The sequence below is a fragment of the Galactobacillus timonensis genome (assembly GCF_900240265.1).
In the GTDB taxonomy this organism is placed as follows: domain Bacteria; phylum Bacillota_I; class Bacilli_A; order Erysipelotrichales; family Erysipelotrichaceae; genus Bulleidia; species Bulleidia timonensis.
Window position 1 is genome coordinate 1,928,995 of record NZ_LT964739.1, and the last position, 24,076, is coordinate 1,953,070.

General features: G+C 51.7%; 27 protein-coding genes and 1 tRNA gene. 20 read left to right on the plus strand and 8 right to left on the minus strand.

The genetic code is table 11. From position 1 onward, the window contains the following. Positions 1 to 3 precede the first annotated feature (3 nt). The 3 genes from C1714_RS09115 to C1714_RS09125 form a co-directional block, all read right to left on the minus strand. On the minus strand, positions 4 to 399 hold the full coding sequence (locus C1714_RS09115) for an HIT family protein (protein ID WP_102342875.1): 396 nt from the start codon (positions 397 to 399) through the stop codon (positions 4 to 6). Between the two features lie 79 nt (positions 400 to 478). Continuing rightward, a complete protein-coding gene (locus C1714_RS09120; RefSeq protein ID WP_102342876.1) occupies positions 479 to 1,411 on the minus strand; it encodes a hypothetical protein in 933 nt (310 codons plus the stop codon). Continuing rightward, complete coding sequence (locus C1714_RS09125; RefSeq protein WP_102342877.1) at positions 1,408 to 2,583, minus strand: peptidylprolyl isomerase; 1,176 nt, start codon at positions 2,581 to 2,583, stop codon at positions 1,408 to 1,410. The genes C1714_RS09120 and C1714_RS09125 overlap by 4 nt, the downstream gene beginning before the upstream one ends. Positions 2,584 to 2,834: 251 nt before the next feature. Between C1714_RS09125 and sufC the strand changes: the two genes are divergently transcribed. The 12 genes from sufC (at position 2,835) to C1714_RS09185 (ending at position 11,084) form a co-directional block, all read left to right on the plus strand. Then, a complete protein-coding gene (gene sufC / locus C1714_RS09130) occupies positions 2,835 to 3,683 on the plus strand; it encodes a Fe-S cluster assembly ATPase SufC (protein WP_102342878.1) in 849 nt (282 codons plus the stop codon). Continuing rightward, positions 3,680 to 4,489: a SufB/SufD family protein gene (locus tag C1714_RS09135; RefSeq protein WP_245305089.1), complete on the plus strand. Its 810-nt coding sequence runs from the start codon at positions 3,680 to 3,682 to the stop codon at positions 4,487 to 4,489. The genes sufC and C1714_RS09135 overlap by 4 nt, the downstream gene beginning before the upstream one ends. Beyond that, positions 4,477 to 5,715 carry an aminotransferase class V-fold PLP-dependent enzyme gene (locus C1714_RS09140; protein ID WP_102342879.1) on the plus strand — a complete coding sequence of 413 codons (1,239 nt, stop codon included), beginning with the start codon at positions 4,477 to 4,479 and terminating at the stop codon, positions 5,713 to 5,715. The genes C1714_RS09135 and C1714_RS09140 overlap by 13 nt, the downstream gene beginning before the upstream one ends. A 15-nt stretch (positions 5,716 to 5,730) precedes the next feature. Further along, positions 5,731 to 6,186 (plus strand): Fe-S cluster assembly sulfur transfer protein SufU, encoded by a 456-nt coding sequence (sufU, locus tag C1714_RS09145; protein WP_102342880.1) that lies wholly within the window; start codon positions 5,731 to 5,733, stop codon positions 6,184 to 6,186. After that, the gene (sufB, locus tag C1714_RS09150; RefSeq protein WP_102342881.1) at positions 6,183 to 7,595 is read left to right on the plus strand and encodes a Fe-S cluster assembly protein SufB; all 1,413 of its coding nucleotides are present in this window, start codon (positions 6,183 to 6,185) and stop codon (positions 7,593 to 7,595) included. The genes sufU and sufB overlap by 4 nt, the downstream gene beginning before the upstream one ends. Further along, complete coding sequence (locus C1714_RS09155) at positions 7,595 to 8,119, plus strand: 5-formyltetrahydrofolate cyclo-ligase (RefSeq protein WP_102342882.1); 525 nt, start codon at positions 7,595 to 7,597, stop codon at positions 8,117 to 8,119. Before sufB ends, C1714_RS09155 begins: the two co-directional genes overlap by 1 nt. A gap of 57 nt (positions 8,120 to 8,176) precedes the next feature. Further along, positions 8,177 to 8,251 (plus strand) — tRNA-Val (locus tag C1714_RS09160). A gap of 8 nt (positions 8,252 to 8,259) precedes the next feature. Next, positions 8,260 to 8,484, plus strand: a complete 225-nt coding sequence (locus tag C1714_RS13860; RefSeq protein WP_135567924.1) for a hypothetical protein — start codon at positions 8,260 to 8,262, stop codon at positions 8,482 to 8,484. 490 nt (positions 8,485 to 8,974) lie between these two features. Continuing rightward, positions 8,975 to 9,448: a hypothetical protein gene (locus C1714_RS09170; RefSeq protein WP_102342883.1), complete on the plus strand. Its 474-nt coding sequence runs from the start codon at positions 8,975 to 8,977 to the stop codon at positions 9,446 to 9,448. A 102-nt stretch (positions 9,449 to 9,550) separates the two neighbouring features. Next, the gene (locus tag C1714_RS14075) at positions 9,551 to 9,721 is read left to right on the plus strand and encodes a hypothetical protein (RefSeq protein WP_167849998.1); all 171 of its coding nucleotides are present in this window, start codon (positions 9,551 to 9,553) and stop codon (positions 9,719 to 9,721) included. Between the two features lie 194 nt (positions 9,722 to 9,915). Next, a complete protein-coding gene (locus C1714_RS09180; protein ID WP_102342885.1) occupies positions 9,916 to 10,764 on the plus strand; it encodes a GNAT family N-acetyltransferase in 849 nt (282 codons plus the stop codon). Positions 10,765 to 10,853: 89 nt separating this feature from the next. Beyond that, positions 10,854 to 11,084, plus strand: a complete 231-nt coding sequence (locus C1714_RS09185; protein WP_102342886.1) for a hypothetical protein — start codon at positions 10,854 to 10,856, stop codon at positions 11,082 to 11,084. 76 nt (positions 11,085 to 11,160) lie between these two features. On the opposite strand, the gene proC is transcribed toward C1714_RS09185, so the two are convergent. Then, positions 11,161 to 11,982, minus strand: coding sequence for a pyrroline-5-carboxylate reductase (proC, locus tag C1714_RS09190; protein ID WP_102343201.1), 822 nt, complete (start codon positions 11,980 to 11,982; stop codon positions 11,161 to 11,163). Between the two features lie 70 nt (positions 11,983 to 12,052). Here proC and priA point away from each other — a divergent pair, with 70 nt between their 5' ends. From priA to C1714_RS09230, 8 genes are read left to right on the plus strand one after another with little or no spacing between them, the layout of a single operon-like run. Then, entirely contained in the window at positions 12,053 to 14,212 is a 2,160-nt protein-coding gene (priA, locus tag C1714_RS09195; RefSeq protein ID WP_245305090.1) for a replication restart helicase PriA, read from the plus strand. Positions 14,213 to 14,216: 4 nt separating this feature from the next. After that, complete coding sequence (gene rsmB, locus C1714_RS09200; RefSeq protein ID WP_167849999.1) at positions 14,217 to 15,434, plus strand: 16S rRNA (cytosine(967)-C(5))-methyltransferase RsmB; 1,218 nt, start codon at positions 14,217 to 14,219, stop codon at positions 15,432 to 15,434. Between the two features lie 29 nt (positions 15,435 to 15,463). Continuing rightward, complete coding sequence (rlmN, locus tag C1714_RS09205; RefSeq protein WP_102342889.1) at positions 15,464 to 16,504, plus strand: dual-specificity RNA methyltransferase RlmN; 1,041 nt, start codon at positions 15,464 to 15,466, stop codon at positions 16,502 to 16,504. Then, complete coding sequence (locus C1714_RS09210; RefSeq protein ID WP_102342890.1) at positions 16,501 to 17,268, plus strand: Stp1/IreP family PP2C-type Ser/Thr phosphatase; 768 nt, start codon at positions 16,501 to 16,503, stop codon at positions 17,266 to 17,268. Before rlmN ends, C1714_RS09210 begins: the two co-directional genes overlap by 4 nt. Then, positions 17,255 to 18,976, plus strand: coding sequence for a Stk1 family PASTA domain-containing Ser/Thr kinase (gene pknB / locus C1714_RS09215; protein WP_102342891.1), 1,722 nt, complete (start codon positions 17,255 to 17,257; stop codon positions 18,974 to 18,976). The genes C1714_RS09210 and pknB overlap by 14 nt, the downstream gene beginning before the upstream one ends. 9 nt (positions 18,977 to 18,985) lie before the next feature. Continuing rightward, positions 18,986 to 19,846 (plus strand): ribosome small subunit-dependent GTPase A, encoded by an 861-nt coding sequence (gene rsgA / locus C1714_RS09220; RefSeq protein WP_102342892.1) that lies wholly within the window; start codon positions 18,986 to 18,988, stop codon positions 19,844 to 19,846. An 18-nt stretch (positions 19,847 to 19,864) separates the two neighbouring features. Continuing rightward, entirely contained in the window at positions 19,865 to 20,512 is a 648-nt protein-coding gene (rpe, locus tag C1714_RS09225; protein WP_102342893.1) for a ribulose-phosphate 3-epimerase, read from the plus strand. Beyond that, on the plus strand, positions 20,466 to 21,122 hold the full coding sequence (locus C1714_RS09230; RefSeq protein ID WP_102342894.1) for a thiamine diphosphokinase: 657 nt from the start codon (positions 20,466 to 20,468) through the stop codon (positions 21,120 to 21,122). Before rpe ends, C1714_RS09230 begins: the two co-directional genes overlap by 47 nt. 182 nt (positions 21,123 to 21,304) lie before the next feature. On the opposite strand, the gene C1714_RS09235 is transcribed toward C1714_RS09230, so the two are convergent. From C1714_RS09235 to rpmB, 4 genes are all read right to left on the minus strand, one after another. After that, on the minus strand, positions 21,305 to 21,604 hold the full coding sequence (locus tag C1714_RS09235; RefSeq protein WP_102341322.1) for a hypothetical protein: 300 nt from the start codon (positions 21,602 to 21,604) through the stop codon (positions 21,305 to 21,307). Continuing rightward, positions 21,601 to 23,016: an ISL3 family transposase gene (locus C1714_RS09240; RefSeq protein ID WP_167849870.1), complete on the minus strand. Its 1,416-nt coding sequence runs from the start codon at positions 23,014 to 23,016 to the stop codon at positions 21,601 to 21,603. The genes C1714_RS09235 and C1714_RS09240 overlap by 4 nt, the downstream gene beginning before the upstream one ends. Positions 23,017 to 23,050: 34 nt before the next feature. Next, positions 23,051 to 23,524 carry a DUF6431 domain-containing protein gene (locus tag C1714_RS09245; protein WP_135567852.1) on the minus strand — a complete coding sequence of 158 codons (474 nt, stop codon included), beginning with the start codon at positions 23,522 to 23,524 and terminating at the stop codon, positions 23,051 to 23,053. Between the two features lie 299 nt (positions 23,525 to 23,823). After that, a complete protein-coding gene (rpmB, locus tag C1714_RS09255) occupies positions 23,824 to 24,036 on the minus strand; it encodes a 50S ribosomal protein L28 (RefSeq protein ID WP_102342895.1) in 213 nt (70 codons plus the stop codon). Between the last annotated feature and the right edge of the window lie 40 nt (positions 24,037 to 24,076).

Consider the following 24,076-nt stretch of genomic DNA (forward strand, 5'->3'; position numbering starts at 1 on the left):
TCGTTATTTCGTGATAGTCTTCAGTACTTCATCCAGGTCAAGGTTCTCGTGCGGTGTTTCCCGGAAGCCGAAACCGTCGTTTTCATCGTAGCGGGGAACGATATGGAAATGGAGATGATTCACGGACTGACCGGCTGCGGCACCTGCATTGGTTACGATGTTGGCACCTTTGGCACCGGTGTTTTTTACAATCTGCCTGGCCAGCTTCTGGGTGACCAGTGCACAGTACGATACGGTCTCGGGGTCTGCTTCCAGGAAATTGTCGACATGCTTCTTGGGCATGACAAGCGTATGGCCATAGGTCAGCTGGGAAAGATCGAGAATAGCGAGAACCTTGTCATCTTCATAGACGACTTTGGACGGGATTTTCTTATTGATGATGTCACAGAATACACACATAATATCTGCCTCCTGAATGTTTTCCATTATACAGAAAAGGCAGCCTGAATGCGGCTGCCCTGTTGGAATCTCTGTTTGCTTAATTTGCGTCAGCGGAAGCACTTGCGGATGCACTCTCTTCCGGTGTCGGTGTCGGATCTGCGATTGCCTGCACAAGAGCGTTGGGATCTGCACTTGCGACGGCATTGTAGAGATCGATATCGTAGACATGGAAGTTGTATTTCTTGAACCAGTAGGTCGTCGCATCGTTCTGTACGGACGTTTGCTGGTAAGCCCAGTCGATGAATTCGTCACGGTAATCTGCAGGAGTATTGGAATCCAGACGCAGAACATACCATGTGTCTTCCGAGCTTCCCGGAACAACCTGCCAGCCGTCATCGACCGATGCAGAACGCAGATAGCTCAGCGCAATCGTATCAATCGAAGTTGTATCGATCGTGATCAGCTGGGATTCACCGCTGTCCGAGAGGGAATACTGCGAGATGACATCGGCGACGGTCGTGGAGCCGTCTTTCAGGCCGCTGACGGCTGCGTTGGCATCGTCACTGGATGTGAAGGTGAGAATGGTTGCCTTGATCGGATTGTAGGCCGTAACAACCGTGTCGAAGTTCTCTTCGATGTACTTCTTGTACAGCTCCTGCTTCTTGGTGGAGACGAGGATGACGTTGTTGATGTAGTCATCTTCAGTCATGCCTGTCGATTCAAGATACTGGTTAAAGGTATCTTCGCCATACATCATCTTATATCCGCTGAGGGTGCTCTGTGCATTTGAGAGCATCTCATCCGTGGTTTCGATTTCCTGATCCTCAATGACCTGCCACGAATGGCTGATCGCTGTTGATTCGCCGACGGATGTCATCAGGGAAGAATACAGCTGACCTTTGGTAATGCGCTTGCCGCCGATCGTGACGACCGGTTCATTGGCGCTGTCCAGCTTTGCGCTGGCATCGTCACAGCCTGCCAGAGGAACAATTACCAGAGCTGCGGCACAGATTGCAATTAACTTCTTCATTGTGCGCCTCCTTCCGTTGCGGCCGGGGATTCTGTCGGTTCAGCGCTTGCTTCACTTTCCAGTCCCATGTAGCTGCGCAGAGCAGCACGATCATCGTCGTTAGCGAAAGTGATGCCAAGCTCTTCAGCTTTATCCCAGATAGCCTGTCCGGTCAGGGTTGTATCCCATTTCGAAACAAGATCGTAGTACGGATTGGAATCGATCGTATCCGGATCGACGGTTGCCTTTGCCGAAGCAGATGCGGAAGGCTGTGCGGAAGCACTCGCTTCCGGAGAAGCGGAGGCAGACGGTGATGGCGTTGCCGGTGAAGAATAGTCGACGCCGTTAGCTGTATCAAGATCCTGCTGCTTTACAACCGTCTCCAGTGTTTCCGGAGTTGCGGCGTTGCACTTGATCTTGAAGAAGCCGAAGTTCGAAGAATAAACCCAGTTGCTGATTTCGCCTTCATTAAGCTCGAGGGCAGCCGTCAGAAAGTCTTCATCGAGGTTGCTCGTATTCTTATCGATCGTTCCCAGAACACCGCCCGAAGAAGCCGTGGAGCTGTCTGCGGAGTAATCAGCCGCAACAACGGCGAAGTCCTTGCCTGCTGCGATTGCGGCATCAACGGCATCCATCGTTGCCTGCTGCGACTCGGATGGCTGACCCGGTGTTTCGGAGTTTGCGTCCGCTGCTACAAGGATATAGGAGATGTTGCGGATCTTCAGTTCATCAAAGTGATTCTTTGCGTAGTCGCCTGCGATCTGCAGTTCCTTGTTGTAGTCGATAAAGTACTGCTCCAGATCATCGTAGCCGCTGTAGCCCATCGATTTCAGCTGCGAATCCAGAGTTGTCTGATAGCTGGAGCCGTAAGATGAAGCGTAGCTGGAAATGATGCTCTGTGCCTGACTTGCGGCATTCGTTTTCATTTCATCCGTTGTGTCGACTGTCTGATCCACGACCTGACGCAGTACGGCATGATACAGAGCGGATACGCCGCTGTCGGCGTACATCTGATCATAGAATTCGGATGCTGTTACATCATCGTCATTGATCTGGTATACAACGTCCTCTCCATTCGACTTCTTGCCGCGGAGCTTGTCTTTACTTGTGTCGTAAATGTAATATCCGCTGACACCGGCAAGGGCGACGACGAGAACACAGATAAACCAGTTCTTCTTTAAAAAGCTGCCCATGTTTCCTCCTGAAAAAAATGCTTTCTAATTATAAGACAATGGTTTTGGCAATGCAATTTTAAACGGATCCGTCCGGGTGTCTGCTGTGTATGAGCGGGAGATCAGGTTTCAGATGTCAGCCGGGGCTGTTTGATACAGATTATCCGAAATGTATTCTGAAGCAGTCTGGGCATCGAAACGGAAGAGCGTCAAAAGCCTTGTGGAAGGGAGGCTATGCTATAATTCCGAGCGTAAATGAAAGGAAGCTGGGAATGAAGAACTTAGCAATTGAAAACCTCCACGTATCCGTGGACGATAAAGAAATATTGCATGGTGTCAGCCTTAATGTAAATGAGGGCGAAATCCATGCACTCATGGGGCCGAACGGCAACGGCAAGTCGACGCTGCTGGCGGCGATCATGGGCAATCCGAATTATAAGGTGACTTCCGGTTCCATTACATGGGATGGCAAGGACGTGCTGGCCATGAGCGTCGATGAGCGTTCGAAGGCAGGTCTTTTTCTGGCCATGCAGTATCCGCAGGAGATCCCGGGTGTAACCAACAGCGACTTCCTGCGTGCCGCAATGAATGTGCGCCGTGAGACGCCGATTCCTCTGTTTCAGTTCATCAAGGCTATGGAAAAGACGATCAAGGATCTTGATATGCGGGAAGATCTGGCCCACCGTTTCCTGAACGAAGGATTCTCGGGCGGCGAAAAGAAGCGCAACGAGGTTGTTCAGATGGAGATGCTCAAGCCGTCGCTGGCGATGCTCGATGAGCTGGACTCTGGTCTTGATGTTGATGCGATGCGGATTGTCGGTGATGCCATCAACAATCTGAAGGCGGAAACGAACATGGGATTGATCATTGTGTCGCACTATGAGCGTTTCTTTGAGTTGATCCGTCCGGAGTATACGCATGTGCTGGTCGATGGCCGGGTTGTTCTGGAAGGTGATGGCGATCTGGCACGCCGGATCGATCACGATGGCTACGACTGGATCTATAAGGAATATCATGTGAAGCCGACGGCGGAGGAAGAGGATCCTTACAAGCGCAAGTCGGTAGGAACACTTGGCAGCTGCGCTGTGCGTACAGCTGCTGAAGCAGGGGTCCGGAAATGATGACGCCGATCCATGTTGATACGGATCTTCAGCTTGCGGACGGTTTGTTTTCGTATGAGATTGACAGTGAGCGGAAGCTGAATCTGACGTTCCGCTGTCAGGGAGACTGCCGCATCTTTGTGCGGATCAAGCACGCGGCAGACATTCGTGTGCGTACCTATGCCGCCCGCAATGCGAAGGTGACCTATCTCTTCTGGAATGAAGATGACTGTGATCTGAAGATGGATGAGACGCATGAGGCGCTGGCCGACAGTGATGTGACGGTTGCCTATGGTGAGCTGAACGATCATGCGATTGAGCGTGATACGTATCTTGCCCTGCTGGAGCCGGGAGCGAGAGGTCTTCTTTCTTCAGCCAATCTGGTACAGACGCGCCGCAGCTATAACATGCAGGTCGTCAACTATGCGCCGAAGACCTACGGCAATATGGAAAACTATGCCGTGGTTCTGGAAAAGGGAAAGCTCATGATCAATGCCGTCGGCAAGATGGTGAAGGGTGCTTCGCATTCGGAGTCCCATCAGACCAGCCGCGCCCTCTCCTTTGCGCAGGGGCAGAATACGGAGATTCTTCCGCAGCTGCTGATTGATGAGAATGATGTGCAGGCGAGCCACGCCATGAGCATTGGCCAGGTGGATCCGGAACAGCTGTATTACATGGAGTCGCGCGGCCTGGACCACAATACGTGCACGGCTCTGCTGGCGCAGGGATATCTTCTGCCGATCGCCGATACGATTGATGACGCCGATCTCAGGCAGATGCTCAAGGATGAAATGGAAAGGAAGCTCGAGGAACTATGTTCAATGTAAACAAAGTCCGCGGCGATTTTCCGATGTTCCGGAACAACCCGGATCTGATCTATTTTGATAATGCGGCCACAACACTGAAGCCGCAGCCGGTCATTGATGCGGTCACTGACTTCTATACGAAGCATACGAGCAACGTGCACCGGGGTGACTATGGCATTGCGGTGACCAATGACCGTCTCTATGACGGGGCGCGGAAATCCTTTGCCAGGCTGATTCATTGTGAGCCGGATGAGATTGCCTATACGCATAACGTGACCCAGTCGCTCAATGAGGTCGCCTATGCAATGCAGCATACGTTTCTGAAGCCCGGCGATGTTGTTCTGACGACAAAGGCCGAACATGCCAGCTGCCTGCTGCCGTGGTTCCGGATGGAAAAGGAATACGGCATCAGGGTGGAATACATTCCGACGGATGGCGAGGCGAGAATTTCAATCGATGACTTCAAGAAGGCTCTGCATCCGGGCGTAAAGGCGGTGTGCGTTGCCCAGATGACCAATGTGCTCGGCTCTGTTCAGCCGATCAGGGAAATGACTAAGGCGGCACATGCGGCCGGTGCCTATATGATCGTGGACGGTGCGCAGTCCGTTCCGCATCTGCCGGTGGATGTGAAGGATCTTGATGTTGATTTCCTGTGCTTCTCGGTACATAAGATGTGCGGTCCTTCGGGAGTCGGCATTCTGTACGGGAAGAAGGAGCTGCTGGACCGGATGGATCCGCAGATGCTCGGGGGCGATATGAATGCGCGCTTTGAGGATGACGGTTCGATGATTCTCAAGGAGACGCCGGTCAAGTTTGAAGCCGGTACGCCGAACATTGAAGGTGTGATCGGTGCTGCGGCTGCGGCGGACTATCTGCTTTCGCTCGGGATGGATAACATCGAGGCCTATGAGATGGAGCTTCGCCGGTATTTCTGTGAGAAGATGCTGCAGCTTGATAACGTCGTTCTTTATAATCCGGATAATGAACACGGGCCGATCGATTTCAACGTCAAGGATCCCAAGAGCGGAAAGATGATTTTTGCGCAGGATGCGGCCGGGTATCTGGCTGCGAAGAATGTTGCGGTGCGCTCGGGCAATCACTGTGCCAAGATTCTTCACCATATCATTGGTACGGATCAGACGGTACGGGCGTCGCTGTATTTCTACAACACGAAGGAAGAGGTGGACCGTGCGGTACAGGTCATCTCAGAGGTTTCTCTGGAGAATGCGGTAGGCATTTTCTTCTAAGGAGGCAGTGGTGATATGTCTGAATCTGATCTTCTGAACGATCCGATGGTGCTGCGGGAGCTGATCATGGATCACTATCAGTATCCGCACAATCATGGACTGGTGAAAAATGACGCCGGTTATCTGAGCCGGCATATGGCATCGGATTCCTGCATTGACGACATTACGGTGCAGTCAAAGATTGCCGACGGCAGGGTGCAGGATGTGCGCTTTGATGGTACGGCCTGCACGATTTCGACAGCGTCGACGTCGATGATGACGGATCTCATCAAGGGAAAGACCGTCGAAGAAGCCGATAAGATTATCGACAACTACTTCAATATGATTGAGGAAAAGGACTATGATCCTTCTCTTCTGGAGGAAGCCGTTGCGATGAAGAATGTGCACAAGCAGGCCAACCGCATCAAGTGTGCAACCATCGGCTGGAAGGCGATGAAGGAGATGCTTGAGGAAAGCGAGGAAAAGAAATGAGCGAAGAAAACAGAGACGATATACTGACTTCGCAGGATCACTACAAGTACGGCTTCAAGGACAATGTGAAAGCCGTTCTGGATACCGGCAAGGGCCTGAATGAAGACATTGTGCGCGAGATCAGCGCCTTCAAGCATGAGCCGGAATGGATGACGGAGTTCCGTGTGAAGGCGTTCCATACGTTTGAGTCGATGCCGATGCCCAACTGGGGACCGGATCTTTCGGAGATCAATTTCCAGGATTTCACCTATTACAAGAAGGTTTCGCAGGAGGCCGAGAAGAGCTGGGACGATGTGCCGGAAACGGTCAAGAACACCTTCGAGAAGCTTGGCATTCCGGAGGCGGAGCGCAAGTACCTGGCAGGAGTCACGACGCAGTACGAGTCGGAAGCGGTGTATCACAACATGCTGGACGAGGTGCAGAAGAAGGGAGTCATCTTCCTGGACATTGACAGCGGTCTGAGAGAATATCCGGATCTGTTCCGGAAGTACTTTGCGACCATCGTTCCGCCGACGGACAATAAGCTTGCGGCGCTGAACAGTGCCGTATGGTCGGGCGGCAGCTTCATCTACGTTCCCAAGGGCGTGAAGCTGGAGAAGCCGCTGCAGTCGTATTTCCGGATCAATTCGGAATCGATGGGTCAGTTTGAGCGTTCAATCATCATTGTGGATGATGGAGCGGAATGTTCCTATGTAGAAGGCTGCACGGCGCCGCAGTATTCGAAGGATTCGATGCATGCGGCCGTTGTTGAGGTATTTGTCGGCAAGGGTGCGAAGTGCCGTTATTCTTCGGTGCAGAACTGGTCGGGCAATATTCTGAACCTGGTAACCAAGCGGGCGAAGGTCGATGCGCACGGTACGATGGAATGGGTCGATGGAAACATCGGTTCCCGGATTTCGATGAAGTACCCGGCCTGCATTCTGGCCGGTGAATATGCGCACGGCATGTGCATTTCCATTGCGGTCGGTTCGAAGAACCAGTTTCAGGATACGGGTGCGAAGATGATTCATCTGGCGCCGCATACGAGTTCTTCGATTGTTTCCAAGTCGATTTCGCGCAATGGCGGTGTGACTAATTTCCGTGACTGGATCCGCTTTACGCCGAAAGCTGATTACAGCAAGGCGCACATTGAGTGCGATACGCTGATTCTCGATGATCTGTCGCGTTCGGATACAATTCCTCTGAACATCAATGACAACGCAACATCGACGATCGAGCATGAGGCCAAGGTTTCCAAGATCAGTGAAGATGAGCTTTTCTATCTGATGAGCCGCGGTCTTTCCGAACAGCAGGCGACGGAGATGATCGTGATGGGCTTCCTGGAGCCCTTCACCCGTGAGCTGCCGATGGAATATGCGGTCGAGCTCAATCAGCTGCTCAAGATCGATATGAGCGGTTCGATCGGCTGATGAACAAGGAAGACGCAAGAAAGCTGGGAAGAAATCTACGCTCCTCATTAAGTAATGGGGAGCGTGCTTTTGAAGAAGAAGCCGTTCTGTCACAGCTGAAGGAAATCTGCCGGGATGTAGAAGTCATCGGCTGCTATGTTTCAGTGAAAGATGAGCTGGATACCAGGCGTTTCATTGCCTGGTGCCTGGAAGAAAAGAAAACGGTGGCAGTTCCGAAGGTGGAAGGCGGTACGCTGGGGTTTTACCGGATCGAAAGCTTTGAAGATCTTGTTCCGGCTCCGTTTTCTATTCTTGAGCCGAAAAACGGTGCCGGGAAGATCAATCTTTCCTCCATCGGAATGATGATTGTTCCGGCGCTGGCCATTGACTGTGAGGGCAACCGTGTCGGCTATGGCAGGGGCTATTATGATTCCGTGCTCTCTGCAGGCATGGATGCTGTCGGCATTATCTTCCGCGGGCAGCTGGTGGACCGGATTGATGCGGATCCATGGGATGTGAAGCTGAGCAGAGTCATCACCGGTTGAGGCAGGGATCCAAATTCACTGGCGGCAGTCAGTGAAGGATGGTATACTGTTTGCACTGGTTGCTTAGCTCAGCGGGAGAGCATTCCCTTCACAGGGGAGGGGTCAAGGGTTCAAACCCCTTAGCGACCACCATATCTTCAGTGGCAGGGCCACTAGATAGATTTTGTACCTATCTAGTGGCCTTTTTTCATCTTTTCAAGGTTTGTGATTTTGGTTTGTGGATTTGGAAAGAGGTGATGCTGGTGATGGATAAAAAGGGTAAAGAAGATCAAAATTCTGAAAATCCTGCGGATAGCAAGAGCAGTGGTAGTGAGCTTGGCCTGATGCTGTATTGCAAATTCACGAAAAAAATACGTATGCGGTAATTCCGGGGCGAAACACCCTGAAGGGCAGGAGGCTTGAATTTTGATGAACCAATGCACCCATTGGGTGTAAAATTCTGGCGGTGAAGCATATTGAAATAAGAGAAATGAGAGCGATGCTTGGAGATACGCGATCCGATTTTTCTGAGCGTTATAAGATCCCGGTACGCACAATTCGGAATCTCAATAAAATATGAAGCAGGGAATCATCAGGATTCTTTGCCTGTTTATATTGCAAGGAGTTGTGATTTTCACACTGCATATATTGGAAACAGACGCTGTATAATGCTTACTCCGTCAGAAGAACTTGCCACACTTCCGGCATTGAAAAAGCAAAAGCATATTTGACGACTCCTTTCAGAGGATAACAGTGTTGACGATAGTTCCATTGTTTTATCTTTTGCTAAATTAAACAAGATTTGGTTCACTATACGTTTTTTGTGCGCCCTAAGTAGGAAGCTGTCATTTGAAGCCATAAAGATGGAGGCCAACTATGAGAGTTCCCGAAGTGATTCGTAAATTCTTCAACCTTACGGATTCCCAGCAGGATCGCGTCATCCGTATCGTTAATGACATGGCGAATCTGAATGATCAGCTTGCTGGGACCGAACCTGCAGTATGCCCTAAATGCCATTGCACGGATGGATTTACAAAAGCTGGCTTTGAGCACATTAAACATACGGGCGGGAAGCGTACTGGCAATCCTTACGCCACTAAGCAGATCTATCGCTGCAAGTCCTGTGGCAAGCGCTTTGTATATGATTCCGGAATGATGACGCATAACCTCAAGATCACGCAGGAAGAATTCGTTGAGATTTGTAAGGATGCAATTCTCTGCGTACCGATGAAGAAGACTGCAGCCAGACTGAATCGGTCCATACAGTGTGTATTTGAGAACCGTCATAAATTTCTCTGCTTCCTTGAAAAAGCTCTGGGCAGGAAACAGAGAAGCTGGCAGGAACCGTAGAGCTTGATGAAACGTATGTTCTTGAGTCTCAGAAAGGAGCCAGATCAATCAAACGTGAGGCACGTAAAAGAGGCGAAGCCAGCCACTACAGAAGCATTTCCCATGAATTATATTCGGCGGTACAAATTGAAAGAAATCATCTATCCATCAATCATTCTGGCAATAGCAGCCGTTGAAGGAAATGACAATGCTTTACGAAGATCTGAGAAGGAAGCGATTCCTGAATTTATGCGATTCAACATCGTAGAAAATGATATCCGCGATGTTGCCTGAGCAGAGCGTAGAGTTTACAAATGGCCGTTTGTCTTAGTCTTCCTGCATATTCCTGCCTGTGCAGGAGCGATGATGATCCGTTGTCCGGTGGCATGGATTTTGGAAATTTTCAGGGTGGCGAATCAATGACAGGCAGCGGATATGGTGTAAAGTAATGCTGTAGGTAGCAGTCAGGATAGGAAGGGATCATTACGATGGCAGTCAATCTGAAACAGCTGGTAGATGAAATATCGATGGTTGATGAGGATCAGGATATCTGGTATTCCCCGTCGACGGAAGAGTTTTACGAACAGGATGATGATGTTCCTGAGGATGCGGTGCAGCTGCCGACCAAGATGGAACGCGATGATTACGGCATGATCCGTGATTTTGCGGAAAGCCGTACGGGAGAAGAGCGTGATTGGCTTGTCAATGCGATCTCGGGCCGCGGTGCCTTCCATCGGTTTCGCTCGGTTCTGCAGCGCTTCGGTATCGAAGATCAGTGGTACCGGTGGCAGGAGAATGCATTGATGGACCTGGCGATGGGCTGGTGCGAAGACAACGGTATTCCCTACAGCTTTTCCGGTGCAGATGTGGATCCTGAGGATGCGGCTGACGAAGAAGCAGAGGAAAGGGAAGCCCCTGTTCAGTCTTCTTTCAACGAAGCTGCGGTATCCTGGCGCATTGTTGAAATCAACCGGAACAACTACATGCGGCTGCTGATGCTCAAGAAGGATTTTGAGGGATGCGATGTATCCCTTTCGCAGCAGGAACTTGAAAATGATCTTCGCTCCTTTCATGTGTATGCGGCTTCGCTGCGTGGGCAGTTTGCAGGCTATCTTGAGGTAAGTGAAGACGGTAAGGTCAGGGAAGTATACGTGGATCCTTCCATGCGCAGAAAAGGTGCTGGAAAAGCTCTGTTGAAGAGTGCCTCAGAGAACTATGGTCCGCTGGTCATCCATCTTCCGTTACAGTTCAAGGATGCCAGGGGCTTCTTTAGTGCATGCGGATATGGACGTGAGGAATACGTGGATCTGTATCCGGATTCTGAAGAGACGAAGTGAAATACGGGCAGTTCTACGAAGATGTGGGGCAGATTTCACGCATTATTCAAACATTGACCGTATACTATAAAAAACCCAGGAGGTTTGTTATGAAGAAAACAGCTGATGTAAAAACGCTTGTTCCGCAGATCTTCTATATCCTGAGCATGGTTCTGACGGCGCTGTTCATCTTCGCGCTTCGCAGCTATCTTGCTTCGGCCGGTGTGTCGGCATCTCTGCTTTCGAAGCAGGTGATTGTTGATATGATCGCTTTGCTGGTGCCCGGTGCGGCCGCTCTGGTTGCAGGGTATCTGCTTGAGAAGAAAGGCAGTAAAAACTGAGAAACAACTGAAAACAGGACTTCGGCATAGAACCCGGAGTCCTGTTTTTGAATGCTTGAGTGGAACGCGAGATGAATTATTTGCGGCTTCCGATCTCTTCGGCGCGCTTGATGCAGGCGTCATCCGCTTCATGAACCATACGGTCGAGGCCGTTTTTCTCAAAGGAACGTACGGCTTCAATGGTCGTGCCGCCTTCGGTGCATACTTCCTTGATCAGATCTTCGATCGCGTCAGCCTGATGTTCCTGCAGCAGCTTGCCGGCGCCAATCATGGTCTGTACGAGCAGCGCCCTTGCGCTTTCATCTTCGATGCCGCGGGAGGTTGCGTCCTTGAGCAGACTGTTGAGGAAGACATAAAAGTAGGCGGGGGTCGACCCGTTGACGGAGATGATCTGACTCATCTGTGATTCCGGAATGGTGCGGCTGATGCCCATCGAGGCAAACAGCTTGAAGACAAAGTCATAATCGTCAGCCGAAGTGTTGTCCGACATGCACAGGGCCGTAGCGCCTTCGCCAATCGAAAGCGCCATGTTGGGCATGGCCCGGATCACCGGAACATCCTGTCCGAGCTTTTCACGATAGTACGACGTCGGAATGCCGGCAACGATGGTAAGCAGGCATTCGATCTTCGTGCCCTTCAGCTTTTCCAGGCAGGCGTCCAGCGCCTGGGGCTGGACGGCAATCAGGGTGATATGGGACTGGGAAGCGACATCCTTTTCGTTTTCCATGTAGGCAAAGCTTTCGTTGCGGCATAGATCACGTGTACGCTGCTCATGGTGATCATAGACGCAGATCTGATAGCGTTCGAGATATTCCGTGATGACGGCGCCATGGGCGATAGCGGTTCCCATCGCTCCGCAGCCGATCAGGCCGAGTGTATATTTACGTGAGGATTTCATAGGGAGGCCTCCTGTTTCTGTCCATAATTATTGCACATTCGATGCACGGGCTTATAGTAAAATATCGGCGATGGAATTAATCGAAGTTTGGATCGAACATCCGGTGCGATCACTGGACCGTACCTATACGTATTGGTATGATACGCCTCTTCTCTGCGGTGTAAGGGTGGAAGTCTCTTTCAATCATCGTCAGCTGATCGGGTTTGTTGAAGAAGGCTGTCATACGGATCAGACACTGGAAGAAGTAGAGAAGGAAAAGGGATTTGAGCTTCAGAAAATCGGGAACGTGCTGGATGGGGAGCCTTTGATTACTCCGGAGCTTCATGATCTTGCGCTCTGGATGCGGGATGAGACGCTGTCTTCCGCCATTGCCTGCTTTCAGGCGATGCTGCCGGCAAAGATCAAGCCGGCGGGCAACCGGGCAGCGGTCGTCAGTGAAAAATGGGTACGCATCACGCAGAACGGCGCCGAACTGACACCGAAGGAACTGCTGGCCTATGAAGCGGTCGCCAATGCGAAGGAGATGCGCTACAGCGACTTACGAAAGGAATTCCCCAATCAGGCACATAACCTTGTCACAAAAGGCGTCGTTGAGCTTTTCAGCCGCGAGCGGCAGGCTGCACCATCCGCGGGGACGGCGTCCGCGCGGCCCTATCCACTCACCCGTGAGCAGCAGGAAGCCGTAGATGCTATCAACCACAGTGATGACGAAGTGTATCTGATCTATGGCGTAACGGGATCAGGAAAAACGGAAGTGTATCTCGAACTGGCGCAGCAGGCGCTTGCTGAAGGAAAGCAGGTCCTGTTCCTGGTGCCGGAAATATCGCTGACGCCGCAGATGATTTCGCGTGTGCACAGCCGTTTTGGAAATGATCTTGCCGTCTATCATTCGGCGCTGAATGCGCAGGAGAAATATGAGCAGTACCGCAAGGTGATGAGCGGAAAGGCTTCAATTGTCGTCGGTACGCGCAGTGCGGTGTTTCTTCCCTTTACCAACCTGGGCCTCATCGTTCTTGACGAGGAACAGGATTCTTCCTACAAGCAGGAAAATCAGCCGGCCTACCATTGTCGGGATGTGGCACTGTTCCGGGGCAGGTACAATCACTGCAAGGTGCTGCTGGGATCGGCGACGCCGTCGCTGGAAAGCTTTGCACGGGCAAGGAAGGGTGTCTATCATCTCATTACGCTGAGTCAGCGGGTGAATCAGCAGATGCCGGCGATCACGGTTGTGCCGATGAAAAATGCGCTTCGCTCCCGTGATTTCATGATTTCCGAAGTCCTGAAGGAAAAGATGAAGGCGGCCCTGGATCAGCACAAACAGGTCATCCTTCTGCTGAACCGCCGCGGGTATACGAGTATCCTGCGCTGTCGGGCATGCGGGCAGGCGATCATCTGTCCCCATTGTGATCTGGCCATGAGCTGGCATAAGTCGGAGGGGTTGCTGAAATGCCATTCCTGCGGAACGGTCAGCCGCCTTCCGAAGGTGTGTCCTTCCTGTGGAGCTTCGGATGGTTTCTCAACCTTCGGCTACGGGACGCAGCGCTTGGAGGAAGAGGTTCAGAACATGTTCCCGCAGGCGCGGATTCTGCGCATGGACGCCGATACGACGGCCTATAAAAACAGCCACGAAAAGATTCTGTCCTCCTTCGGCCGCCATGAGGCGGACATTCTTCTTGGGACGCAGATGATTGCCAAGGGACTGGACTACCCCGATGTGACGCTTGTCGGCATTCTGAATGGTGATGAAGGCCTCAGCCGCAGCGACTACCGCAGCTGTGAAATGACGTTTGATCTTCTGGTGCAGGCCGCCGGAAGAAGCGGACGCAGCCTTGATGCGGGAGAAGTGGTTTATCAGGTATTCGATCCCGATCATTATGCAGTCAGGGCTGCTGTGAAACAGGATTATCTGATGTTCTTTCAGAGCGAGATGCAGTTCCGTCACGCCGGCATGTATCCGCCGTATACGTATCTGATTGCGCTGACGATTACGGGAAGGGATGCGAAGGCTGTTCATTCGGCCTCGGCGCGGCTCAAGCAGCATCTTTCCGGCAGTTTCAAAACGATCGGCGTCATCAATCTGTTTAAACTGCAGGATCTGATGCGCGACCGCATCCTTCTGAAGGGAAGGGACCTGGACGAAATGCGCAGCAGCGTCCGCGAAGCCCTCAGGGAAAAATATCCTTCGTCGGTATCCATCCGGGTCGATGTCAACCCGATGGCACTGGAGTAGAAAAATGAATGCACGAATGTATGCATGGAATGTACTGGATCGGGTAATGAATCACGGTGCCTACGCATCACTTGTGATGCGTGAGAAAAATGATCTTTCGCCGCTCGATCAGGGACTTGCCTCCGAGATTATCTATGGAAGTCTGCGCAGCTGGATGTGGCTGCAGTACCAGTGGCAGGATCTTGCCGCTAAAACAAAACCGAAGACAGCTGTTTTGCTTTCGATGAGCGTCTATCAGCTGTTGAAGATGGAACGCGTCCCGGCCTATGCCGTGATCAATGATGCCGTCGCCATGGCAAACCCGTATGAAAAAAAGTTCGTCAATGCGGTTTTGAGGCAGGTGCAGCGGCGCGGGGAGCTGCCGGTGGATGAAACCGATGAACTGAAGAAGGCAGCGATTGAAACAAGTCATCCGCTCTGGATTCTGAAACTCTGGGAAGCACACTATGGAAAGAGCACCGCTCTTTCCATAGCACAGGCGGACCAGCAGCCGGCTGCCGTCTATGGAAGATGGAACACTCTTCATGAAGGGTGGCAGACAGCCGCTGCCGATCCGAAGGTAAAAGCGATCGAAGACGATTGCTTCCAGTATGACGGGATTCTGGCGTCGTCACCGCTGTTTCAGAAGGGGTTCTGTGTCATTCAGGACCGTACTTCGCAGCGGGTTGTGCGCATGCTTGATGCAAGGAGTGGAATGGAGGTTCTTGATGCCTGTGCGGCTCCCGGGACCAAGACGCAGCAGATTGCCTGTGCAATGAACAATCAGGGCAGGATTACTGCCTTCGATCTCTATCCGGGCAGGGTGCAGCTGATCAATGCCCTGATGAAACAGACCGGGGTAAACATTGTCGAAGCGTCGGTGCATGATGCCAGCGTTGCGGCAGATGGGATGTATGATCGGATTCTCCTGGATGTGCCGTGTTCGGGTCTGGGGGATCTGGCGCATAAGCCGGAGATCCGGTACCATCTGAAGCCGGAGAATCTGGATCAGCTGATCGATGTGCAGCAGAAGATTCTGAATGCGCAGGCATTGCGGCTGAAAGAAGGTGGCCGCTTCGTGTACAGTACATGTACCCTGGATCAGAAGGAGAATGCTGCCCAGATTCGTTGCTTCCTTCAGGAGCATCCGCAGTTTTCGCTCTGTGAGGAACATACCTGGTTTCCGCAGGACCTGCATGGAAGCGGATTCTACGGGGCGCTGGTGGAAAGAGTACATTTCTGAGGGGCAGGGATGATAAAATAAACAGGATTATGCGGACTATTTATGATGAAACGATTGCGCAGCTGACAGACTGGCTGGCGCAGCGGGGGCAGAAAAGCTACCGTGCAAAACAGATCTATGCGTGGCTGTACCGGAAGCAGGTTTCTTCCTTTGATGAGATGAGCGATCTTCCGGCAGCTTTGATCGAGCAGCTGAAGGCAGAGTTCTATATTGATCCGGTGCATCTGGTCGATAAACAGGTGGCAAGAGATCTGACGGCGAAATATCTCTTTGAGATGAAGGATGGCTCGACGGTGGAAGCGGTGCTGATGCACTTCAGCTTCGGGGAAAGTGTATGTGTCTCTTCCCAGGTCGGCTGCAACATGGGCTGCAGCTTCTGCGCCTCCGGTCTTTTAAAGAAACAGCGCAACCTGACGGCGGGCGAAATGGTCGGTGAAGTGATGTTCATTGAGCGCGAACTGATGGCGGAAGGCAAGCGTGTCGGCAATATCGTTATCATGGGAACGGGCGAACCGTTCGATAACTATGACAACGTGCTCGACTTCTGTGCCGTCGTCAACAGTGATCTTGGGCTGGCCATCGGTGCACGTCACATTACGATCAGCACCTGCGGCATTGTGCCGCGGATCCGTGACTTTGCGGCGGGACATTATCAGTACAATCTGGCGGTGTCGCTCCATGCGCCCAATGATGAGATGCGCCGGCGTTTGATGCCGGTCGATCAGGCCTATCCGCTGGATACGCTGATGGCGGCGCTGAAGGATTACAGCGTCGATAATCATCGGCGGCTGACGTTTGAATATATTCTTCTGAAGGGTGTCAATGATTCGGATGCCTGTGCGATTGAGCTGGCGGATCTGATCCGCGGCATGAATGCATATGTCAATCTCATTCCATATAATGAGGTGGACGAAAACGGATACCGGACAACGGACGGGCGTACAGCGCTGCACTTCTATGACGTCCTCATGAAGCATGGCGTCAAGGCGACGCTGCGCACCAAGCATGGAGATGATATTGACGCAGCGTGCGGACAGCTGCGGGCACGGCACGAATTAGGAAAAGAATGAAATATTTCGGACTAACGGACCGCGGAAAAATGCGGAAGACCAATCAGGATAGCTATTCCATCGCCGCTGGGGAACAGGGCGATGTTTTCGCTATGGTCTGCGATGGGATCGGCGGGGGAAGAGGGGGCGATGTGGCGAGCCAGATGGCGGTCACACACTTTTCCAGAGCGTTTTCGGATCATCGTCCGTTCCGGGATGGTGAGGATCTGAAGTGCTGGCTTCTGGGTGAAATCAATAAGACGAACCGCGAGATCCACGCGATGGGGGACCGCATGCCTTCCCTGAAGGGAATGGGTACGACGCTGACCGGCGTCGTTCTGAGTGATGTTGGCCGCTACATTGTCAATATTGGTGATTCGCGTACCTATGCGTTTGACTGGGACGGGAAGCTGAAACAGCTGACGGAAGATGATTCTTTGGTCAATGAGATGGTGAAGCGCGGCGAGCTGACGCCGGAAGAGGCGAAGGATTTTCCGCGCCGCAATGTGCTGACCAATGCGCTTGGCGTGTGGGACCATACGCGGGCAAGAATCTTCCGCTACGATACGGAGGCGGCCGGTTTCCTGGTATGTTCCGACGGTCTGCACGGCTATGTGAGCGATGGCGATATCAGCGATGTGCTCGGGCGCAGGGACATGGACCCGGCACTGAAGGTGCGTAGCCTGTTCAATCTCGCCATGGATGCGGGAGGCTACGATAACGTTACGATCATTTTGGTCGACCTGGAGGAAGAGGGAAAGGAGGAGACCCATGGCAGGAAATAATCTGATTGCGAATCGCTACGAAGTCTATAAGCATATTGGTCAGGGCGGCATGGCGGATGTGTTTCTGGCTACGGATCTCATTCTGAACCGTCGGGTTGCAATCAAGATTCTGCGTTCCGAATTAAGCACGGATCCGACTTCGGTTCTGCGCTTTGAACGTGAGGCTCAGGCGGCGACGGCACTTTCGCATCCCAATATCGTCGAAATCTATGACGTCGGAGAATATAAGGGCCATCACTACATCGTGATGGAATACTGTCCGGGCAAGACGCTGAAGCAGGTGATCAAGGAGCGGGGGCCCTTACTGAAGGAAGAAGCTGTTGACATCATGAAGCAGCTGGTTTCGGCGACGGCGGAAGCGCACCGGCGCGGTATCATTCATCGTGACATCAAGCCGCAGAACGTAATGGTTACGGCTGACGGCTCAATCAAGATGCTGGATTTCGGCATCGCTCTTGCCAAAGGAAGTATGCAGCTGACGCAGGCAAATAATGTCATGGGCAGCGTCCATTATCTGGCCCCGGAACTTGCCAAGGGGAAGCCTGCCTCGGCACAGTCAGACATCTATGCGCTGGGCATTGTTCTCTATGAGATGCTGACGGGGGATGTTCCCTTTAAGGCGGAAAGTGCGGTGCAGGTTGCTCTGATGCAGATGCACAACGAAATTCCAAGTATCCGCCAGCAGAATCCGACGGTGCCGCAGTCGCTGGAAAACATCGTGATCCGGGCGACAGCCAAGGATCCGGCAAACCGCTATCGCTCCTGCACCGAGATGCTGCAGGATCTCAATACCTGTCTGTATCCGGAGCGTCTCCATGAGCCCAAGGTCAGGTTTTCGCAGCCCCGTACCGAGACACCGAAACCAAGGCCGGCAGTAAAGGAACCAGAGAAGAAGGAAGAAACAGACGAACAGACGGAGCGGCGTGTCGTACATTCCGCTGTTCCGCGCAAGAAGCGCCATAAGAGTTGGCTGGTGTATCTTCTGATTGTGCTTCTGATTCTGCTGGGAGCGGCAAGTGCGTACTTTGCACTTTCGATGTCTGGCATTCTTGCGCCGGCGGTGACGACGGTGAATGTTCCCAACGTTGTCGGCATGACGCTGGCGGATGCGAAGAATCTTGCGGTGGAAAACAACCTTGTGCTTGATACATCCAATGTGACCTATGAGCTGACAACGGATACTGAAAAAGGGAAAATCATTTCCGTGTCGCCCGATGTCGGCAGTTCGGTTGAGAAGGGAAGCCGTCTTACGGTTGTCGTTTCCAGCGGCATTGGCGTTACGACAAAGGACTATACGGGCTGGACCCTGTCCGATGCGCAGAATGACCTGGCCCAGTATCAGTACATGACCATCGAGACGCAGGAAGAGGAAAGCGACACGGTGGCGGCCGGAACCGTCATCCGTCAGGAGCTGCTGGATCCGGGAACAATGTTCAACCCGGGCACCAGTACAACGATCCGGCTCGTTTATTCGGCCTGGCCGACGATCACGATTCCGGATGATCTGATTGATCAATCAATTGAGGATGCGACCGCAGAGCTGGAGGCGCTGAATGTCAAAGTCGTTACGAGCAATCTTGATGTTTCGGGACTGAGCAGCGAAGAAATTGCCAATCTGAAGACAGGCGTCGTCATCAGCGTTGAGCCGGAAGGCGGCAGTGAATATACGCAGCGCGACGACAATTATGTGATTCTTTACTACTATTGATCGGACAACATGCAGGCAAAGATTATCAAGATTCTTTCCAAAGACTATACGCTGCAGCTTGAAGACGGGCGGATTGTGACCGCGGTTGCGATGGGAAAGCTGCGCAAGGGTTTTTCACCGGTCATCGGTGACGAGGTTGAGGCACAGCAGATGGACGGCCGCTGGGGCATCCAGAGAATATACCCCCGGCGCAATCAGCTGGTGCGCCCGGCCTGTGCCAACATTGATCAGGTACTGATCGTGATGTCGGTCAGGGAGCCGGATTTTTCTTCGACGCTTGTGGACCGTCTGAGCATGCTGATTGTGCATGCGGGGATTACGCCGGTATTAGCGGTTACGAAATGCGATCTTGGCATTCCGGAAGAAGTGGAAAAGGAAATTGAAGCCTATGAAGCCGGCCCGATGCAGGTGATCCGCTGCGGAAGAGGTCAGCTGAGCCGGGAGCTCGGCGGAATCTTAAAGGGAAAAATCACCGTTTTGACAGGACAGTCCGGCGCGGGTAAGAGCTCGCTGCTCAATGAGCTGGATCCTTCGTTCCATCTTGCGACACAGGAGATTTCCAAGGCTTTGGGACGTGGCAAGCATACGACGCGCCACTCGCAGCTGCATCCGGCGGCCGGCGGTCTTGTGGCAGATACACCGGGTTTTTCTTCGCTGGACTTTTCGTCCATTACCAAAGAGGAGCTGGCGGACTGTGTGCTCGAGTTTCAGCCCTATCTCGGCAGCTGCCGCTTCAATGACTGCCGCCATGATCAGGAGCCGGGCTGCGCAGTGAAAGAAGCTTTGGAAAAAGGAAAGATCCGGCCCGAAGCCTATGCGCATTACATTGAAATTCTGCACTGGATTGAAGCACAGAAGAAGACCTACTGAACAAGGAGGAAAAAGCTTATGACAATCGTTGCCCCTTCGGTATTATCACTGGACTACAGCCATATGGAGAAACAGATTCAGCAACTCAATGAATCGGAAGCGGAATGGCTCCATTTCGATGTGATGGATGGACATTTTGTTCCAAATCTGACCTTTGGCACCGATATTATGAAAGGCTTTGCCAAAAGCAGCCGGCAGAAACTGGATGTGCATGTAATGATTGAGGACCCGGTTGCCTTCATGGATTCCTTTTATGAAGCCGGTGCCTATAACTATACGTTCCATGAGGAAGCTCTGATGCATAAGGAAGAGATCGCAAAGCTTGCCGCACATGCCCATGAGCTTGGAAAGTCTGTCGGCCTCTCGATCAAACCGGGCACGCCTCTGGAATATCTGAAGCCGTGGATCGGAAAGTTTGATCTGTTTCTTCTGATGAGTGTTGAGCCCGGATTCGGCGGACAGAAATTCCAGCCGGCGGTTCTTGATCGTATCCGCACGCTGCGCAAATGGTTGATGGAAGAAGGCAGTACAGCATTGATCGAAGTGGATGGCGGCATCAATGCCGAAACCGGAAAACAGTGTGTAGAAGCCGGCGCGGATGTTCTGGTAGCGGGAAGCTATGTGTTCAAAAACGATATCCGGAAAGCTGTGCATTCCCTTGTCTAAGACCTGTGTCATCATGCTCAAGCAGGGCGGACAGCTGCCGCAGGATCTGGGGGATGCAGATTATATCGGCGCGGATAAAGGTGCACTTCTGCTTGCACAGAAAAAGATACCGATGGTGCTGGCCATCGGTGACTTTGACTCGGTTCATGAAGAAGACATGGCATTAATCCGCCGATACAGCAAAGAAGTAGTCAGGCTGAATCCCGTCAAAGATGACTCGGACAGCGAAGCCGCTGTCCGGGCCGCCCACAGGCTTGGTTATGAGAAGATCATTCTGCTTGGCGGCCTTGGCGGGCGCATGGATCATACGCTGGTCAATCTGCGGCTGTGTGCTGTGTTTGCCAATCAGCTGGTACTTGCGGATGAGTGCAACCGGATCGAGGCGGTCACAGAAGGCGGCTATGACTTTCGTGAGAATGATGGCTGGAAGTATTATTCCTTCTTTACGTTTGAGGAGGCGGTGGTTTCACTGGAAGGTTTCTATTATCCTTTGAAGAATCAAAGACTAGGGCCGCTGGACCTTTATACCGTGAGCAATGAATTGAGTGCAGCGGAAGGAAGGCTGGTTGTAAAAAAAGGCACTGTTCTCGTGATACGGTCACGGGACTAGTGCCAAAAGAAAATCCGGTTCTCCGGATTCCTTTTATTGGCGATCTAAATTTATCTGGGGATGCCTCGAAAACGAAGTAAAAAAACTTGGGGTGTCAGGGTACCCCATGAAGGTTTATCCCACCACGAAACCGTCTGGTAAAACAGGCGGTTTTTGAATGGAAAGGAAAAGGAGACCGCCTGTTACGGCTGCGTCTCCTGAAGTTCTTCGTATTCATCCAAAAACATCTCGCAATAGATGGCGATGCGGGCAAGCATCTCGTCTGTGTTCATGGCATACAGAGTCATACTGCTCGTTTGGTCACACTGCTTCAGCTCGCATTCAATGCCGCGCATTAATCGCTGTGCTGAGCGGCATATTCGGTTCATGGAACGAATGCTGGCCTGCAGATATTGTTCTGCTTCTTTGCCATACAAACAGGCTCCTTCTGCAGTGATCCATGTCTGCTCGGGACTCAGGGGCTGAAAGCTGGTTGAAGTCATTGCTTAACCTTCTTTGGCGGAATGACAGGATTCAACATTGGCTTGGAGCTCTTTCTGAGCACATATAGGCAGCGGCTGCGGAACCTGTCCCAGTTGGTATATCCGTTGGCTGCTTTCTTGATCGTCTTGATGATTGAGTTCCGGTTCTCCATCAATCCGTTATTCAGTTTTATGTCGGACACTACCACCTGGCCTGTGTCCTTATCGACTGTATGACGCTGCTTTACGACAATGAAGGAGTTGATAATCTCCTCTCTCCAGCTGATCAGGGTGCGGGAGAACTCTTTCATTTCCGGAATACCACTGGCTGCGAAGGACTGAATCAGTTTGTTCAGCTCCTGGGGAGCAGTATCGTAAGTGCAGTTGTCATAGAAGTCCACAACGTCATCCTTGAGGTCCCATGCCTTTTTCAAATCGGGATGAACGGCTTCGATCATGGCTTTAATTTCGTAATAATTGAGGAACCGGTTCAGCTTGCGGTTCATTTTCCTTGGATGGCCGGGATCGAACAGCTTTTTACCATCTTTGTCTCTGGCGTCCAGCCGCTTGAATATCATCCAGTTGAATGTCTTCAGCAGATAATACTCGTTGGTTTGTGTTTTTGTGCCTTCAATATATTTTGGAGTCTGCTTCATTACTCTGATCCGGACGCTGTCAGCCTTTCTGGAGAGCTCCTGGCTGACATGATAATGGTCAACGGAATGATAGGCCTTAGGGAACAGCTGACGTATGATGGCGCGGTATTCACTATACATGTCCGTGGCAATCATTTTGACGCGCTTTCGCTCTTCCACTGGGATTTTGAGAAAGTAGCTGAGCAGATAATCTTTTCTTCTGCTTGGCAGGATATCCACCGGCTCCTGTGACTCAAAGTCGAGAATAACGAACACATATTTTGAGTTCTCTCCCGGATGATAAAATGCGTAGTTCTCATCCCAGCACATCAATGTGGGCAGAGGTCTTCGCGCCTCCTTTACGTGGGCATCGAAGACGGAGGCAGCGGTTGTGGGAGAGATGTGATACCGCTTAGCGACGGAAGCGAAGGTCTCGGTCTGAATCTTCAAATCGTTCAGAATGTTTTCAACCGTGAGGGCGGAGATGTGCTGCTTCCTGAAACAGAATGGATTGTTCTCATAGTACGTTCGATGACAGACAGGACAGATGTACCTGCGGGCATGATAGAAGATGGTGCACTCACGATCAGTAAAGACGCCGTGGCTTATCTTCTTGTCAATGTAGTCCTTAACCCTTGGCAGGGTACAGCCGCAATCGGGACAAGGCGGATGATCCGGCCGCAGTAAAACATGGACAGACGCACTGCCATTGTCATTATGGAAGATGACATTCTCCACACTGCCTGTATCGAGGTTAAAGAATTCAAGAATGGCCTGTTTATCAGATTGTTCGGACATAGATCTTCTCCTTTGAGCCCAGCATAGGGGAAGATCAGGAAAGGCCCAAGTCAAAGTCATTTGGCCCATTCAGGCAGAGATTGATTCCGGCCACCCAGCCACTGGAAGAATCATATTCCGGAGCCCGGCGGACATCACGCCGGAATAGAACACGAAGCTGTTGAAGCAGCGAATCAGGCGGATCAACCAGCTTCAGGAAAATCCGGAGCTGCACAATGAGCTTATCGAGCCATTTGTTCCAACGGTAAACGGAAGAATCGGAAGGAAGCGAATAACGATCAAGATCCAGATCATTGTCCAGAGCCGATTCGATGGTCTGCACCGAGTAGTGCTTGTAAGGGACAAGGAAATCAGGGAGAACACGGTGATGTCTTCCGTTGGAAGAGACGGCGACAGGAATCCAGATCCAGTAAGAACCTTTTGGCGTTTTAACGCACCTTCTGGCTGTTCCGCAGAATCTCATTGGCAGGCCTGTTTCAGGATCCAAAACAGGTTCGCTGCATTTCATCAAAAATCATTCGGATGATTAGGATGTTTAACAATTTTGTATTGTGAATGTGGTACACTAACCATGGTTTTGGTTACGGGTTCAGAGAGTGCTGGGAAGCTTTGTCTCTGAACCTTTTCCTTTCTATTGATGTCTCTAACCGCATGATAATCGGTAAATACGAAAAGGAGAAGGCCGTTGTGCCTCCCCATGAGGGTTTACAGCTCTTTAACTCCTCCCGGATCATCAATCCCAGGATTTCTTAGAGGCACCCCCAAACCCCATCTATTTTTAGATAGTCCTTTTATTTATTAGGATACTTAAGCCGCTTTCGCTGCTCTTTTTGCCTTGGCTCCGCCTTTGAGGGTCCTTAATGCACGTGCGGAAACCTTTACTGTCTTGGGCTTTCCGTCAACGATCATATGTACCTTCTGCAGATTGACATTCCATCTTCTGCGGGTTGCACGCAGAGAATGGGAACGAGCATTGCCTGACAGCGGTCCCTTGCCGGATACTTCGCATACTCTGGACATGACTGCACCTCCCTTACTTCATAACGCTTCAGTAGAATAT